General features: G+C 45.1%; 13 protein-coding genes and 1 pseudogene. 1 reads left to right on the top strand and 13 read right to left on the bottom strand.

Annotated elements, in window-relative coordinates:
• Positions 1 to 90: 90 nt before the first annotated feature.
• The 5 genes from B5F87_RS10405 to B5F87_RS10380 all read right to left on the bottom strand — a co-directional run bounded on the left by B5F87_RS10405 (position 91) and on the right by B5F87_RS10380 (position 9,290).
• Entirely contained in the window at positions 91 to 1,875 is a 1,785-nt protein-coding gene (locus B5F87_RS10405) for a leucine-rich repeat domain-containing protein (protein WP_158097022.1), read from the bottom strand.
• A gap of 79 nt (positions 1,876 to 1,954) precedes the next feature.
• Positions 1,955 to 4,030 (bottom strand): leucine-rich repeat protein, encoded by a 2,076-nt coding sequence (locus B5F87_RS10400; protein ID WP_087280747.1) that lies wholly within the window; start codon positions 4,028 to 4,030, stop codon positions 1,955 to 1,957.
• Positions 4,031 to 4,103: 73 nt separating this feature from the next.
• On the bottom strand, positions 4,104 to 5,555 hold the full coding sequence (locus tag B5F87_RS10395; protein WP_087280745.1) for a helix-turn-helix transcriptional regulator: 1,452 nt from the start codon (positions 5,553 to 5,555) through the stop codon (positions 4,104 to 4,106).
• 233 nt (positions 5,556 to 5,788) lie between these two features.
• The gene (locus tag B5F87_RS10390; protein WP_087280740.1) at positions 5,789 to 8,722 is read right to left on the bottom strand and encodes a heavy metal translocating P-type ATPase; all 2,934 of its coding nucleotides are present in this window, start codon (positions 8,720 to 8,722) and stop codon (positions 5,789 to 5,791) included.
• Positions 8,723 to 8,930: 208 nt separating this feature from the next.
• Positions 8,931 to 9,290 carry a metalloregulator ArsR/SmtB family transcription factor gene (locus B5F87_RS10380; RefSeq protein WP_087280735.1) on the bottom strand — a complete coding sequence of 120 codons (360 nt, stop codon included), beginning with the start codon at positions 9,288 to 9,290 and terminating at the stop codon, positions 8,931 to 8,933.
• 561 nt (positions 9,291 to 9,851) lie between these two features.
• Here B5F87_RS10380 and B5F87_RS10375 point away from each other — a divergent pair.
• On the top strand, positions 9,852 to 10,886 hold the full coding sequence (locus tag B5F87_RS10375; RefSeq protein WP_204246069.1) for a pyruvate kinase: 1,035 nt from the start codon (positions 9,852 to 9,854) through the stop codon (positions 10,884 to 10,886).
• Between the two features lie 182 nt (positions 10,887 to 11,068).
• Here B5F87_RS10375 and B5F87_RS10370 read toward each other — a convergent pair whose 3' ends face one another.
• The 8 genes and pseudogenes from B5F87_RS10370 to B5F87_RS20985 all read right to left on the bottom strand — a co-directional run.
• On the bottom strand, positions 11,069 to 12,724 hold the full coding sequence (locus tag B5F87_RS10370) for an Ig-like domain-containing protein (RefSeq protein WP_087280731.1): 1,656 nt from the start codon (positions 12,722 to 12,724) through the stop codon (positions 11,069 to 11,071).
• A 158-nt stretch (positions 12,725 to 12,882) separates the two neighbouring features.
• Positions 12,883 to 13,059 (bottom strand): DUF4250 domain-containing protein, encoded by a 177-nt coding sequence (locus tag B5F87_RS10365; protein WP_087280729.1) that lies wholly within the window; start codon positions 13,057 to 13,059, stop codon positions 12,883 to 12,885.
• 66 nt (positions 13,060 to 13,125) lie between these two features.
• On the bottom strand, positions 13,126 to 13,770 hold the full coding sequence (locus tag B5F87_RS10360) for an ABC-2 transporter permease (RefSeq protein WP_087280726.1): 645 nt from the start codon (positions 13,768 to 13,770) through the stop codon (positions 13,126 to 13,128).
• Positions 13,767 to 14,630, bottom strand: coding sequence for an ABC transporter ATP-binding protein (locus tag B5F87_RS10355; protein ID WP_087280723.1), 864 nt, complete (start codon positions 14,628 to 14,630; stop codon positions 13,767 to 13,769). The genes B5F87_RS10360 and B5F87_RS10355 overlap by 4 nt, the downstream gene beginning before the upstream one ends.
• Positions 14,631 to 15,008 (bottom strand): GntR family transcriptional regulator, encoded by a 378-nt coding sequence (locus B5F87_RS10350; RefSeq protein ID WP_087280720.1) that lies wholly within the window; start codon positions 15,006 to 15,008, stop codon positions 14,631 to 14,633. It lies immediately after the preceding gene.
• A 262-nt stretch (positions 15,009 to 15,270) separates the two neighbouring features.
• Complete coding sequence (locus B5F87_RS10345) at positions 15,271 to 15,909, bottom strand: TetR family transcriptional regulator (protein WP_087280917.1); 639 nt, start codon at positions 15,907 to 15,909, stop codon at positions 15,271 to 15,273.
• 168 nt (positions 15,910 to 16,077) lie between these two features.
• On the bottom strand, positions 16,078 to 17,181 hold the full coding sequence (gene tnpB / locus B5F87_RS10340) for an IS200/IS605 family element RNA-guided endonuclease TnpB (protein WP_087280717.1): 1,104 nt from the start codon (positions 17,179 to 17,181) through the stop codon (positions 16,078 to 16,080).
• Between the two features lie 186 nt (positions 17,182 to 17,367).
• A pseudogene (locus tag B5F87_RS20985) lies at positions 17,368 to 17,553 on the bottom strand (ISAs1 family transposase); the annotation flags it as partial.

Here is a 17,553-nt window from a genome sequence, read left to right as displayed (position 1 = left end):
TTTCATCTCATAAATAAATATTATATAGTAAAAATATACAAATAAAGGAATAACCGCCCTGTAACACAGTTATTCCTTTTTTATATTCTGTTATTTAACAATTCTTACGGAACGTACATAGCTCCATGATGAATACGTTTTCTTTCCAGCTACTGTTTTGTAGCTGCGCACACGTATATAATAGGTTTTACCCTTCTTTAACTTTTTGAGCGTGATCTTTCCTTTAGAACTGCTCTTTATTGTTTTTGTCTTTTTATTTTTAAAGCTGCTTTTCTTTGAATACTGAATCTGATATCCGCTGGCAGATCTGTTCTTACTCCATTTCAGTACCACTTTCCTCTTCTTTTTGTTTTTTACTTTTGAAATAAAAGGACGCGAAAGGCTGACACTGCTTCTCGAAGAGTTTTTACCGCTTGTGGAAGAAGTTTTCTTGCTGCCTGACGTTGATGTACCAGAACCAGAAGACGTTGTCGTATTGCCGTTTCCGGAAGAACCTGAATTCCCAGAATTTCCGGATGCCGTTGGCTGAATAGCTCCCACTGATACAAACGGTATCCTATACTCGCTGGCACAGGTTTCTGCCACTGAATTGGTGTAACCGTATATTGTCAAATCAGGGCTGGAAGTAAACATCTTCTCTCCGATGGTCTTTATCCCGGATCCGATCCTGAGAGTCCTCAAATCATAACAGTTATAAAATGCGCCGTCTCCGATTTCCGTCACGCTGTCCGGAATCCTGACATCCGTGATATGGCAGTATACATTCTGCCCTTCATCATATCCCGTGGCAAAAAGATAGGCAGGGACTTTTGTCACGCCGTTTGTGAAGGTGACAGTGAATGTGCCAGCATTTGCTCCCGTGTTATAAAACACAGAATAATCTTCAGAATTATCATATTTCCATATACTATTTGTATTTATGGAACTCTTATTACAATCTGCTAGATTACTTTGTATAGTCACATCATTAAGAAATGTACAGTTTTTAAATGCACCTTTCTCTAATGATTTTAATGATGTTGGTAACACAATCTCTTTCAAAGAACAATTTTGGAAAGCATAGCTGGAAATTGTTGCAAGTGAATTGTTTAATACAAGCGTATCAAGATTGATACAACCAGAAAATGCATACTCTCCAATGGTGTTAACTCTCGTTCCCATTTCAGTTGCTTGTAAATCTGTACAATTTGCAAAACTATATTCATCGATATTGGTTACTCCATCTCCAATTGTGATACCTTCAAGAGCAAAACAATTATAAAATGCATACTCTCCTATTTCTTTTACACTATCTGGAATATTTACTTCCGTTACATAACAGTAATTTCGTTTTCCATTTTCATCAGCTGTTGCAAAAAGATATGACGGAATATATGTTACACCATTCCCAAATGTCACAGTTAATGAAGGTGCATTGCTTCCCGTGTTATAAAACACAGAATTTGTTTTTGAATCCCTTCCATGATACAAACTGGTTGCATTAATAGAATATGAACTACACCCATCCAAATCACTCAAAATTGTCACCTCTCTTAAAGAAGTACAGTTTTTAAATGCACATTTTCCAAGATAGGTAATTTGCTCTGGAATAGTCACCGATTCAATCCCATCACAATCCTCAAAACAGCTATCACCAACAGAACGAATTAAATATGAGCGTCCATTATACGTCATCCTTTCCGGTACCGTAACCTCCGTTTCACTGCCCGTATAATCAGTCACTACCGCCGTACCATCCGTTATGGTATACGTCCATCCGTTTTCCTTATGGGTTACCGTTGCCGCCTTCACATCCAGACTGTCGTTTCCTGCCAGGATAAACAACCCGAAAAAAGCCAGACAAAGAGTCAGGAGTTTCCATTTGTTTTGTTTCATACCCATTCCTCCACAATTTCTGCTTTAATTTTCCCCTCTAACTATGTGACAAAAGACTATTTCCTTTTTTCACATTTTATTATTTAACTATCTCCTTTTTCGCGCCTCTCGCCTTGAATATCTTTCTGTATGCCGCTGCTTTCTTCGCCGGCACCTTGAAGACACATTTCTTTGCGATTCCTTTAAATGCTTTCGCTTTCACAGACGATTTCTTCAGTTTCGTAGTGGATAGAGTCACCTTTTTCAGTTTCTTATCCCCTGCAAAAGCCTGTTTCCCAATGAATGTAAGTTTTTTTGATTTTACAGTAAGACTCTTTAATGATGTACATTTCCGGAAAGCATAATCACCTATGGAAATCAAAGACTTGGAGGTGAGATTCACCTTTTTTAATTTCGCGCAGTTTTCAAATGCTCTTTCATAAATATAAGTCAGGCTCTTTCCTCCGGTAATTTTCTTAAGGTTCGTACATCCGGCGAAGGCTCCGCTTCTTATGGTCTGCACGTTGTTTCCGATGCTCACTTTGGTAATGGTCGTATTTCCGGCGAAAGCATTGGAACCGACGTAAGTGACTTTATAGCTTCTGCCGTTGATAATCACTGTATCCGGAATCACGATTTCCGTTACGCCGGAAGCAACAGCAGGGAAACTGTATTCGGCAGTATCCGATCCGGTTGTCGTGTAGATCGCTCTGGATGCGCCGGAACCAGCTGTTCTGCGGACGTCACCTGTGTAAGAAGAACCGGAGTTTCCTGTTCCTCCTCCCGGTGTTTTTTGGGTGCTGGAACCACTCTGAGTACCTTGTCCGCCATCCAATGCAACAAATCTGATATTATTTTCCTGCGCATAAACCTGGGCTGCAGAACCTGTATAACCATAAATAGTCAAATCTTCACTACTCTCAAAGGCATCTTCACCAATGCTTGTCACATTTTTAGGAATCGTCGCACTCCTCATAGTCGAACTGGTCATGTCAAAAGCACGAGAACCAATTGACTGGAGATTATTTCCAAAAGTTACATTTACTAAATCAGTGAAAAAAAATGCAGTTTCTCCAATCGACTGAAGATTCTCTCCAAATGTCACATTACTCAATTTGTAGCAACTGGCAAACGCACTATCTTCTATACGAATCACGCTGTCCGGAATATTTATTTCAGCTAACAACGAACAGCTAGAAAATGCACTTTCATCAATAGTAATAAGAGAATCCGGCAATGTAATATGAGTCAGGCTGGTACATCTATAAAACTGTCTTTTCCCCAGGTTTGTAAGATTGTTGCTCAAATTGATCGTTGTGAGAGCCGTACATCTTTCAAAAATATTATCTTCCATGGTTGTTACACTATCCGGAATATTCAGAGTTTTCAAAGATTTCCTTGTACCATTTGCACTGCTTACCGCCTGATCAAAAATGTAATTTAAATTATAACTTACCTTTTCTGAGCCTTCTGCTATTGTTATCGTCTGAATATTAAATGTACCGTCAAAGGAAGTACGATTTATTTCCACTTCTCCTGGAAGGGTAATATTAGTAAGGTTTTCACAATAGCTGAAAGCGCCTCCCGCAATTTCTTTCACACCATAAGGTATCACTACATCAGTAAGATTATCGCAGCCACTAAATCCAGCTACAGTTTCTACCCCACTGTCAATTATTACAGTTTTCAGCTTGTCACAAGAACTAAAAGCTCCATTCATCGAAACAATACTTCCCGGGACCTCCACCGATTCCAGACTATCACAACTTTGAAAAGCTGAATTAATTGATTCCACACCATCTTCAATCGTTACTTTTTTTAAATTGCTACTGCCCCCAAATGCATAATCTATCTTTTTTACACTTCCTGGAATTGTAATTTCCGTCAATGTGTCAAGTTTGTCATAAAGCGCACTCGCATTGGACCAGGGATAACGACCAATCTCCGAAACCGGATATCCTCCTAATTCAGTTGGGATCGTTATATTACCGCCTTCTCCCAAATATTCTGAAATGCTTACAGTACCATCATCAAGAAAGCGATATCCCCATTCTCCATCATAAGCATCCGTATCAGATCCCACTTCTACAGCGTATACTTTACTTTCTCCTAAAAATAATCCTGCCATCAAAATTAAAGTCAGACAAAATATACTATTTCTCAGTTTTTCTTTCATACACTCTTTCCCCTTTCAAAAACTTGTTCCCACATTTCCCGCTATCTGATTGATTTTCCTCTAAAATACTCCTTCACCCCAGATACTCCTCCATCCACTCCCGCAGCTGCGCCGCCGACTGTGCGTCGTCCAGTGTGTCTTTGCCGACGGAGATACTTGCAAGATAATCGTAGACCGCCTCCAGGATATCCGCCTCGGTGAACTGAAAGATCTTGAACTGGTTCTGGTGGGCGTACTGAAACAGCATGCTCTCTCCCCGGCTGAGAAGTATCTCCCAGTGGTAGTACAGAGGGAAATTCTCTCCCGGCAGCAGGCGGATGTGATACCATCCCTCGTCCACCGCTTTGAGAATCCGTTCGATCAGGAGCCGGCGGTCGGCCGCCGATATGGCTCCCTTGAAGAAGATGGACGGGTATTCGCGTAAAATACCATCCTGTATAAATCTCTCCACGAAGGAAGCGTTCATAAGCACCGTGGTATGGCGCCGTTTTTTCACCTGATAGAGAACAGACACATAGGCGGAATAATTCTTTATGACGGACTCACAGTCGGGAATACCGGGATTGATATATTTTCTGATGAGTGTCTCGTCCCAGAACTGAACGCTGCACAAACCGGAACAGATTTCAAGAATATTGGAAAGCGCTGTAATCTGCAGATATTGTTGTCCCCACTTTGCCTGGTTGCCGAGAAAACCGTCGATGCTGGTCATAAACGTATGACTCTGCCGGCACATTTTCTCGAAAAAATGTCTGAAATACGTCACGACTGCGGGTTCACTGTGGAGAATCGCCGCCTTCCAGTCTGAGGATATCTGAACGGCGCAGCGGTCCGTGACCACAAGATACGGCATCACATTCATGACGCCATAGTGTTCCGCCGGTCTTCCGTAGTAGTACCTCGGTTCGTAATGACGGATACCGACGCCATACCGGAGAATCCGCCGGATATTTTCCAGATTGCGGCATCCATCTCTTCCTCCGCCCGCTTCCAGACAGATAATCTGCGTGACCTTTGTCTGAATGTTATCGTCGCATAGAAGGAGCAGGGATTCCATCAACAGATCATTGTCTGGCTGGGTAAGGAGTCTCAGTTCTCCACCCCGGATCACATTTTCGTAGATGATGTTGCTGACAAGGCGATTGATTTCCAGTTCTCCCTGAATCAGCCGCTGCCCCTCTGCCGTCCGCAGATACATTTCCTGCTCCAGTTTCGGAACCACAGAAGTCTTCTCCTCAATGGTCAGGAGCGAATTGAGGATTTCCCTGACCTTACAGCGGCGGTTATACTGCACCTGCCCAATCTGCGTGATCTCATAAGCTTCCAGTATCTCCTGACTTTCATCCGGCGTAAGCTGAAGCTCCGCCATCAAAGTCTCCAGATGGACGTGATTTTTCAACGGGCGGCTTCCTTTCAGGTACTGATAAAGAGTCGCTCTCTCAATCCCGCTTCTGCCGGCCAAATCCGCGATACTGTATCCTTTCTGCTCCACAAAATATTTCAGTTTTTCCGATAAAATGGACATGTATTCACCGTTCCTTTGTCATTTATTATTTATTTTATCTTATATATTTTAGTATGGTCAATCTGTGGCACTTTTTGTAGCATTATTTTTTATATGTTCATTAATTGTGTAATAAGTTATTTATTTTATTTTCCGTAAAAAAACGCGCCGCATATGAATACATTTTCCATATACAGCGCGTCCTTGCTTTTGGATACGATTTCTATTTTCAGTTATCGGGTTTCATCCTGCTCTCATTTTCTGAGAATCCGGATGGAATTTAACAGGCAGATGACGGACACTCCTGTGTCGGCAAAAACGGCGATCCACATGTTGGCAAAACCGAACAGCCCCATGATCATGACAATGATCTTGATGGTCAGGGCAAATACCACGTTTTGCCAGGAAATGCTGTTGGTCATTCTGGCAATACGCAGTGCCTGCGGTATCGCATTCATTTCTGAGTTCATGAATACCACGTCGGCAGCCTCGATGGCGGCGTCAGCGCCGCTTCCCATGGCAGCTCCCACATCGGCTCCCGCCAGCACGGGCGCGTCGTTGATTCCGTCGCCCACAAACATGACAGCTCCGTGCTGTTTCCGCACTTTCTGAAGTTCGGAAAGTTTCTCTTCCGGCAGCAGCTTCGCATGTACCTCATCGATTCCTGTGTCTTTTGCAACTTTCTCGGCGCTTTCCTGAGCGTCTCCCGTCAGCATAACCGTGCGGATACCCAGTTTTTTCACTGCCGCAATAGCGGACGGTGCGTCTTCTTTAATCGTATCGGAAATGACGATATTGCCGATAAACGTTCCGTTCAGAGCCACGAGAACTTCTGTTCCGAAATCTTCTTTCCGGTACGCACTCATATCCACATGGTTTGCGTCCATCAGTTTGCGGTTGCCGCAAAGGACTTCGCCCCGGCTGAGCACCGCGCGGATACCATGTCCGGCGATTTCTTCTACCCTGGAAGGCCGCTCGATATCAAGACCTTTCTGTTCCGCTGCTTCCACGATACTGTTTCCTATCGGATGAGTGGAAGACAACTCGCAGCTGGCGCTCACTGTCAGCAGCTCATCGGCGCTCACGGTTCCGGCCACCGGGTTGGCAGACTGAACCACAAAGTTTCCTTTGGTAATGGTTCCGGTTTTATCCATAACGATGGCCTGTACTTTTTTCAACGCTTCGATGGCAACGCCGCCTTTGAAAAGAATACCCTTCTTCGATCCCGCGCCAATGCCGGAGAAAAATGCCAGCGGCACAGACAGCACCAATGCGCACGGACAACTGATAACCAGGAAGGTCAGCGCCGTGTAAATGGATGCAGTTCCGCTGACGCCGTACACTCTGGATACTTCTCCTGCATAGGACGGATCCACAAACAAATGCCAGTTCATGGATTCCGGCAGAAGGAATGGAAGAACCAACGCCACAAACAGTGCGAAAAATACCACAAACGGTGTATACACCCGGGCAAATCTGGTGATAAATTTATCGATATTCGGCTTGCTGGCCGCTGCATTTTCCACGGAATCAAGTATTCTTGTGACCATGGATTCTTCAAGAATCTTCTCCACACGGACTTTCAGCTGCCCCGAGGTATTCACGCAGCCGGACACCACACCGTCACCGACTCTCGCCATCACCGGCACCGGCTCTCCGGTTACCGGAGAGGTATCAATTCGGCTCTCGCCGTCGATAATCACGCCGTCCAGAGGAATCCGGTCGCCCGGCCGTACCAGGACGATATCTCCCACATTTGCCTCTTCCGCGTCTATGACACGGATATCTTCACCAACCACAAGGTTTACCACTTCCGGCCGCAGATCCACAGCCTCCATGATCTGGGAACGGCTCTGCTCGGTCGCACGTTCCTCAAAATATTCCCCGATGCGGTAGAAGAGCATGACGCCCACGGCCTCCGGGAATTCCTGAATCAGGAAAGCGCCGATGGTGGCGATGCTCATCAGGAAATTCTCGTCAAATACCTGTCCTTTGGCAATATTTTTTCCGGCGGTCATCAGTACCTTGCCGCCGAGAATCAGATATGCGATCAGGAACAGTACAAGCAGCGGAATCTGACCTGCTCCCACATGTTCAAGTATCTCGCCCACCACAAACAACGCCGCGCCGACGCCGATGGAAAACAGCGGATTCTTCCAGATTGGCTCCTTCTTTTCTCCGGCCGCCGCGGCCACATTTCTTTCCTTTGGCACCACAGTGACGCCGTCCTCCATGGAATCGATGGTCGCCTGAATGGCCGGGATCATGGCGTCCGGATTCTTTGCGGACAGTTTCATCTGCCTGGTGGCAAATGTGATGGTCACATCGTCCACCCCGTCCATGGTCTTCAGCTTCGCCTCAATCTTGGCGGCGCAATTGGCACAGTCAAGACCTTCCAGAATATAAAGCTTTGTATCAGATACCGACGTAATCTTCTTCCGTTTTCTCGGAACTATAGTGACTCCGTCTTCAATGGAATCCACCACTGCCTGCATCTTCGGCAGCAGTTCATCCTGATTATTGGCAGACACCCGCAACTGTTTGGTGGCAAAGGCCACAGAAGCAAATCCCACCTCCGGCATCTGCCGGATCTTCGCCTCAATCTTTGCCGCACAGTTGGCGCAGTCGATGTCTTCCAGAATGTACACCCTCTTCTCCAGATCCTCATCCGGCATATGACAAGTACATTTTGCTAGACTCTCCCCGCACACATCACAGTACTCCACGAAGGAATGACACTGTTCGCAGTCACAATCCTCCGGATGCCCCTCCACATGATGGAACTCTTCCACAAAATGTGTGTGGGAGCGGGTGGCATGCGGTCCTTCTTTGTGGTCATGGTGATGCTCGTGATCATGATGGTCGTGGCCGCACCCGCAGCTCTCGCCATGATCGTGGTGGTGCTCGTGATCATGGTGATCATGGTCATGATGACTATGCTCGTGAGCCTGCGTCTGTTTTCCTCCCCGGGTTCGTTCCAATACTTCCACATCCGGCTCCATGGATTTCACCACTTCCCGAATCTGCGGAAGAAGCGCATCCGGGTCTTCTGCGAAAAGACGCAGCTGTTTGGTCGCGTAAGTGACCGAAACATCAGAAAGGCCGGGCATTTTACTTAATTTATTTTCTATCTTGGCGGCGCAGTTGGCGCAGTCAAGTCCCTCCAGAATATAAACTTTTCTCTTCATATTTCAGATTCCCTTCTTAAATGATCCTCAATGTTCAGTATTTTTATACACTGTATGATTCCCATTTATCCGGATTCGGTGAAGGAAATGGCGGCTGACGAAAACACTCTGTCCAAGGGCATACCGGCCGGTTACACCTGGTGTGCTGATACGTTTGTAATTCAGCAAATGGTACAGAATAAACGTTTCAGCACACGGAAAAGACAGCTTATGGTTCCGCATGCACCATATGTACCATGGCCTCCTCCAGAATATCCACAATATGTTCATCATCCAGTGAATAAAAAACATTTTTCCCATCCCGTCTGGATTTAATCTGATGCATGTTGCGCATCACTGCCAGCTGGTGGGATACGGCAGATTTTGTCATGTCAAGCAGCACTGCGATATCTCCCGCGCACATTTCCTGTTCTTTGATGGCGTACAGAATCCGAAGCCGGGTTTTGTCAGCCAGAACCTTATAAAAAGAAACTACTTTCTCAATATCGGCATCATCCGGCATATTTCTCTGCACCTGCTCAATACTCTCAGGAAACAGCGCTGTGCTGTCGCTTTTTTTCGTTGCCATAACTACCTCCCTATAGTCAAATGAATGTATATTCAATTGAACATTCATTCAACTAAGCACATTATAGTTGAATGAATATTCAATTGTCAAGTATGTTTTTTCGTTTTTTATCGCTAATATTTCTCAGTGTGAAAGAAAAGTTTTTGTCATCAGAAATCTGAACTTTTTCACGCATGAATATAGTGTATTATTAACCAAAGAAAATGTCAAATTACCGTGAATGTGTTACAATAGAAGCGGCAGATGGGGATTTGTAAATCTCTGCAGTCCTCTGCTCTCCAATAAATGACTGCAATTTTTGCACGTATTATAAAAATTCGGGTGAGAAGCTGATAATTCCCGGCGGGCCAGCCGCTCTGGTATAGATTTGGTCGGTTTGAATCCGGTGACTTTACTATAATACAGGTGATGCAGGCGGCAGGAATTTGCGGCAGGGTTTGGTAATGATAGAAAACCGCAAATTCCGTCTGTCTATCCATACCCGGATGATTTCAAAACTGCGGATTCAAATCGACAAATCCCTATTCCAGAATCACCTCAGTAATTTATAAGGAGTATACTATGAGAAAAACATTGGAATTATATGGAACGCTCGGCCCGTCCGATCACTCCACAGAGATATTAAATGATATGTTTCAGGCAGGTATGACAGGGCTTCGCCTGAATCTTTCCCATACTAACCTGGCGGACTGTGAACCGTGGCTTCATAATCTTTACGCCGTTGCAGAAAAAAGGCACATTGTACCTGACCTGCTGGTGGACCTGCAGGGACCGGAAGTCCGCATCGGAATCCTGAAGGAGCCTCTCCCGCTGTCAGACGGCTGCACTGTGCGGCTTCGCCCAATCTCTGCCATGGCAGAAACTGCCATTCCGGTGCCTGAAGCTGTTTTTTCTTATTTGAAGGAAGGACAGACTCTGCGCCTTGATGATGGAAATATCATTCTTACGGTAACTAAAGTCTTCCAAACGATGCCGGAAGCAGAGGCGGAGGTCAAAACAGGAGGTCTTCTCTCTTCCAGAAAGAGTCTTGCCATCGATGGTGTTTCCGTCGAAATGCCAACCCTGACCGATCAGGATCTGGAAAATCTGAAAGTACTGCGCAAATACCGGGTGACCGGGGTTATGCTGCCCTTTGTGCGTGGCAGTGAAGATCTGTTAAATTTGAAACAGGCATTGATGAACTATCATCTGGCGCACATTCGAATCTTTGCCAAAATCGAAAACCGGCAGGGCGTGGAACAGCTTCCTTCCCTTCTGCCGCACTGCGACCAGATTGTCGTCGCCCGGGGCGATCTGGGAAATGCATACCCACTCTCGAAGCTTCCTGCCGTCCAAAAACAGATTGCCCGCACCTGTCTGACTTTTAAAAAGCCATTTATGGTCGTCACCCAGATGCTGGCGTCCATGACGGAGCATCCCGTACCGACCAGGGCGGAAGTCAGCGATATTTTTAACGCTGTGCTTGACGGCGCGTCTTCTCTGATGCTCACCGGTGAGACCGCGGCAGGCCGCTATCCTGTGGAAGCCATGCAGGTGCTGTCCGATACGTCCTTTGAGGCGCTGCGGTATCGCATGGAATCAAAGTTTTTCTTTTAATTCGGCGTTCCGCTCGCAGAATTTTCTCGCCTGATATGATTCCCACGCGGCGTTTTAACCGCCTGCAAAAGCAATGATCAATACAAAAAACCGAAGGATGCGATTTACCTGCCCGCTTTCCTTCGGTTTTCCTGTTATCTTTATTATAATGTCTTTATTATGTCTTCCGTATACGATCGCCTTTATTGTCTCAGCCACTCTTTCATAGCGTTCAGATCATCAAAAATCTGCGTGTTTTTTCCGGCAACGCCGGTTGACTCCACTGCCAGCTCATTGCCGTAGGCGTCTTCCAGATTGGCGTTTACCAGACCGTAATATCCGTTGTGGCTCCATACACCGTCGCTGCCCCTTCTCAGATAAATGGTATTGATATTGGCGGTCTTTCCACCTTCGTAAATGATCTTACCTTTTCTTGCAAGATATGGCACAAAATATGCGTAGGTAATATTATCGCCGGTGCAGGCCATGGTACGGGAATAGCTGCCGTCCAGATTCTTTCTGACGTACACCGCGCATTTCCTGATAACCGCCTCTTCATTGGTAATCAGACGGATACCGTACTCGTCAATCTTCTTATCCCCGTATTTGGATTTCTGTACATTTACCATGAAATACTGGGAATAGGTCGGATGTTTGATAATTACATTGACGATGCAGGTGGCTTTTTTATTGCCAACTTTAGCAGTAACCTTTACCTGACCCGGGCTGACGCCGGTCACCTTGCCTTTTTTATTGACTTTTGCCACTTTATTATTGGAAGACTTCCATTTTATCTTCTTGTTCTTTCCCTTCACCGTGGCTTTCAGCTTTACTTTCTGCCCCACATAGATGGTGATGTTCGACTGACTCAGCCGGATGGAAGACTTCGATGTCTTTTCCTTTCTGACCGGCTGTGGCTCATTTTTGGTAGTCTTCCGAATCTTATTGGCAATCTTCCGGAACACCCTGTCAATATCCTTCGGCTTTCTCACTATGTAATAGCGGTTCTTTGAAGCCAGATCCCGCATCAGCTTCTTGCCAAACTTCAGATCCTTTCCTTCGGAATTATGGAAAAATCCCAGGGCGTATATGAAATAGTTCTTCGCTTTCATCTTCACATCCGTCTTATAAACGGCGTTGGCGTATTTATAGAACTTATGATTTTTTGCCTTATATCTTCCCTTGGCCGCTTTCGCGCCGTCCTCCGGCAGACCGTCGGAGCAAAGCACCACATTTTTTATGACCTTATCGCCGCCCTTCACGCCGCCAAGAAGCTTGTCGGCCTGCTGAAAAGCCTGATTCATATTGGTGCCGCCCTTTGCCTTCATGCCGTTGATGGCCTTCGCCAACTGGTCGTACTGTTTGGTAAAATCGCAGATAATCTTTGCCTGGGTACTTAAACTGACCAGTGCGAAATAATTATCCCCGTCGGCATTCAGCACTGTCCGGCAGAAACGCTTGGCTGCCTCCTTCTCCCGCTTCAGCGCCTTCCCTCTGACGCTGCCCGAAGCGTCAAGGATCAGGACATTATACCGGGTGGTGGTCTTCACCGTTTTTTCCACCACGGAGACCAGACACTCCACACTGACCCCGTTCATCATACCCGTTATCACCGCAGAACCTTTGCCCTTTGCCGTCACGAGACCTTTCTGATCTACCACGGCCACAGAGGTGTCCGAACTGGCCCACGCCTGCGCATTACTCACAATACTGTCCACCGTGACATACAGCTGATGGGTCTCTCCTACTTCCAGAGTGACGCTGTTTTTGCTGATACTGATTCGCGCCGCGCTGGCCGGAACTGCCGCCACAAACAACAGCACAAAAGCCAGAAACAACGCACCGATTCGTTTCTTCATACCATCCCTCCCCGCATAATCCTGAACACAAAATGTTCACATTTTCTTTATTATAAAAAAATATGCCGGGAGAATCAACTATTTTTTGACTTTTTTTGTATATTTTTTATAATTGCAGACTGTTATCATCCACAATATGCACACACTTTATCCGTCGGCTAAATAAACTTATTCAATTCTTTATTATATTCAAATCCCGCCGCGCGAAGCGTTTCCTCCAGCTCCTGCTGCGAGAGGTTCATGTCCTCGCACATAGCTTCCAGAGAGCTGTAATAATCCCGCAGTTTTGTGTTGACGACACTGTAGAGCATCATCGGGTCTTTTGGCAAATCCATAACTGATTCCTTCCTTTGCTTTATTATCTTATCATACCCTAAAATCGTCTGTCCGTCCAACGAAAGTTATGCATATTTTCTCTCAAAGAAAACCGTCGACACCCCATACGACGCCGCAAATAAAAAAATAACTCCTGCAAATCCTACCACCATACTCAAATCAAAATGATTTACTACAAATCCCATGACTGCATTTCCGGTCAGTCTCGACCAGAGCCCCAATCCGATCAATATGATTATGAGAATGAACATCACGGCAAAACCCGCGTTGACTCCCAGCAGATAATTGGACGGCAGAATAAAGGATTGGAACAGGAGTACAACGCAGAAGGAAACCGCAGATAAAAACAGATAAAATCCAAACCGGTACGACGGAAAACAGAAATACGTCACCGTATTGACCAGCAGCGCCAGGCAGAAACCGGCGGCCGCCGCTGCTGCCGCAAAAGCATACCGGCTTCCCACGATCTGTTTTTTTGATACCGGCAGTGCCACCGCGTATTTTCCCCATTTCCACTGTTCATCGCAGTTGATAACGGTGATGAGCATAGACGCCGCCTCCAGAGGAATCAGAAGCAGACTGATGTACAGGGCTGCCGCTCCCCGGAGAATCAGCATGAGAATGACAACGATTCCCAGATCCATCCACACCCGGAACATACCGTATTTTTTCTTTATGGTCAGAAAATCTTTCATCAATAATCCCTTCACTGCATTTCCCCCTTTACATAAAACAGCATGATCTCCTCGATGGAAGCCGGGCCTACGATAGCGTCCGGATACTGCCTCCCGGCCTTTTGCCGATTCTTCACCAACACCTGATATTGATATTCGCTCCGGCGGTATGCGATAATCTCCGACCGGTCCAGAGCGTCAAACACTGCCGCCCCGCAGGTCAGCACACCGTATTCATCGATCAGCGTATCCTTTTCATGGGTGAACACCATCTTTCCTTTATGAAGAAATGTGATGTAATCCGCCACTTTCTCCAGATCGCTGATGATGTGGGAGGACACCAGCACCGAATGGCTCTCGTCCTGCACAAAATCCATGAGCATATCAAGGACGTCATCCCGGATGACCGGGTCCAGGCCGCTGGTCGCCTCGTCGAGAATCAGCAGTTCCGCTCCATGGGAGAGCGCAGCCGCAAAGGCAAGCTTTACTTTCATTCCTTTTGAAAAATCTTTAATCTTCTTGTTTTTCGGCAGCTCAAACTGTTCGAGAAACTGCCGGTAGCTCTTCCAGTTCCAGCGTGAATAAATACCGGACAGAAATGTACCGATCTCCTCCGGCGTGAAAATGTCCGGAAAATGATTCTCGTCAAAAACAATTCCAATCTTGTCTTTGACGGCAATCTCTTCTGCCGTGTGATCCTTTCCAAAAATCCGTATTTCTCCCGCACTTTTTTCTGTTTCGTTTAATATGCAGTTGATCGTTGTGGACTTCCCGGCCCCGTTTTCCCCAATCAGTCCCATGATCACACCCCGAGGCAGAGAAAAACTGATATCGTCAAGAACAAAATCTCCGTAATCTTTTGATAAATGCTTCACTTCCAAAATGTTTTCAGTCATCTATTCCTCCTCCTGATACATCAGTGTCAACAAATCAATCAGTTTATCAAGAGCAATCCCGCTGGCGCGGGCAATCTCAATCGCTTCCCCAAACCTCTCCTCGATTCTTTTCTGCTGTTCTTCCAGATAAAAATCCTGATTCTGTGCCGATACATAGCAGCCCTTTCCGGCAGTCGTCTCGATAAATCCATCTTCCTGAAGGACCGCATAGGCCTTCTGCACGGTCAATATACTGATATGGAGAGATCTGGCCAGGGAACGCACAGACGGAATCGAATCGCCCGCCTTTAGTTCTCCGCTGATAATCGCCGCCTTTATCTGCGATGCAATCTGTTCATATAAAGGCTTGCTGCTCTTATTGCTCACGACAATCTCCAAAATATCATCACCTCTCACACCGTTTTATACTGTATCATATATACAAGTACAGTTTATAACACCACAGGTCAGTTGTCAATATGGAATTCCAGCAAAATTTCTTATGAAACAAAAAGAGCCTCCCGCTGCGCTTAAACAACGGGAGGACATCTCCTTAACGGAAGAACATCTCCTTTTAATGTGAAAGCAAAATGCTGTGAAGCATTTTCTTTTTTTAATTATTCTCAATTATCTTTTCGTCTGAACTGTCTCTTCTTCCGGATCAGCCCTGCTTCTCGAAGAAAAAGAGCATCTTCATGACAAAAGACTTCGTAATCTCATATACCGAATACTGCGCATAGTCCACATGAGCAATCTCCATAGCCTGTTTCTGTTTCTCCGTGGCCGTAGTATAAGGATAGATTCCGAACAGAAATGGAAAAAATGCATAGAGGAACTCCTGCATATCATTCACGCTCATATGCGGGAAGAACTTCTCCAGGCAGCAGGTAATGGTCCGCATGGCTTTTGCGTACACTGTTTTAAAGGACACCAGATTCTCCAGGCGGCTGTTGCCTTCCATATCATAAAGGTTCATGGACATGAGCTTAAGCATCGTACCCCGTCTCTCCAGCGTGACGGCAAGCTCATGGGCAAACTCTACGGCTGTCAGAGATTCATTCTGATGAATAATCGCCTCCAGATCGGCAATCCACGCTTCATGCTCGCGCTGTAAAAGAGCCAGAAAAATCTCTTCTTTTGTCTGAAAATAATTATAAATGGAGGTACGGGTAAAAGAAGTCTTCTCTCCGATATCCCTGATGGTGATATCTTTAAATCCCATAGTCTCATAAAGTGACGCACAGGCGTTTACAATCTCTTCTTTTCTTGCATTGGTCAATTCTTCTGAACCCTTTGGCATAACTATTTCCTCTTTTCCGGTCATTACTGATATTTATTATAGGGACTTCCCTTCCTCCTGTCAAGTGAACTGCCCATTGTCTAAAACCACTGGGCTTCCTGCTTCATCGACCTCGTAACCTACTATCTCCACAGGCGTTAATTCGGGCAGTCCCTGCCCTATATATGTTTACGCTATCTGCCTTAATCCTTCTGCTAATATATTTTTAGCGGCATTTATATCTCTGTCATGTATCGCTCCACATTGCGGACATATCCATGTTCTTACTGACAAATCTTTTATATCCGGATTCTGATACCCGCAAACGAAACATAATTGACTGCTGGCATAAAATGTATCTATTTTGATATATTCCCTGCCATTCCATTTTGCCTTATACTCTAACTGTCTCGTCAGCTCGTACCACGATACATCACTTATGCCTTTTGCCAGATGATGATCTTTTACCATATTTTTTATCTGCAAATTCTCAGAGACTATCACTTGGTTTTCGCTGATAATCTCATGGGAAATCTTATGCAGATAATCTTTTCTGGTATTTCTTATCTTCTCATGGCATAATGCTATCTTTTTCTTTGTTTTATAATAGTTTTTACTTCCCTTTTCTTTATGGGACAGCTGCCTTTGCAGCTTTGCCAGCTGTCTTTCGTATTTCCTTATGATCCTTGGATTCTCATAGTTCTTCCCATCGGAAGTAATGCATAGATCCTTGATCCCCAGATCTATCCCTATGCTGTCCTTTGTATGTGCCAGTTCCTTATGTTCCGTTTCTACAAGTATGGACACATAATATTTTCCACTGGGAGCCTGCGAGACAGTCGCCGACTTGATCTGTCCTCTGAATTCCCTGTGTAACTTTGCTTTTACCTCTTTTAATTTAGGCAGTTTTACCTTACCATTCTCAAAATCTACCGCTATATTTCCATTTGTATAATTTGTTGTATAGGATCTATGGCTGTCATGTTTACTCCTGAATTTTGGATATCCCGCATGTTCCCTGAAAAATTTCTGATAGGCAGAGTCCATGTTATAAATTGCATTGGTCAGGGCGAATTTATCGACTTCCCTTAGCCATTCATACTGTGACTTTAATTCCCTATTGCAGTAATTATTACAGTCGGTTTTACTCATGGATTTCTTTTCTTTCTCATATAGTTCTTTCCGATATTCCAGTGTACGGTTATAAACAAAACGACAACAGCCAAATGTTTTTGCAATCTGTGTTCTCTGTCCGCTATTCGGATATATCCTGTATTTATATGCTTTCAGCATTGACTGTCATCCCCTTTCTATCCCTGGTTTTCTATATATTTTCGGAGCATCCTTTCTGTTTGATTTCCACGTTCCCATAACGCAAGTTTAGCACAAGCCATCACTTTTGGCTACCCTAACCCATTGTCTAAACACGACAAACGCATGAATGTGTTTCCCAACTAAACCTATCGTTTTTTAAAATTTTTACAAGTTCATAAGTTCATCCAGATATTTTTCCGGATTTGTTCCTATCGCATACCGTTTCTTTTTTATGCTCATTGGACAGCGTCCCACTTCTGATATCTTCAAGATATTCAATGCCAGCTTCCTGATAATATTCAGATTATAAGCTGCCTGCTTCTCTAATGTGTGATTCCCATCTTCCCGAAA

Source organism: Eubacterium sp. An3 (assembly GCF_002159465.1).
Taxonomy (GTDB): domain Bacteria; phylum Bacillota; class Clostridia; order Lachnospirales; family Lachnospiraceae; genus Anaerobutyricum; species Anaerobutyricum stercoris.
The sequence above is the reverse complement of the archived record's forward strand: the minus strand, read 5'-3'. Positions and strand labels throughout refer to the sequence as shown.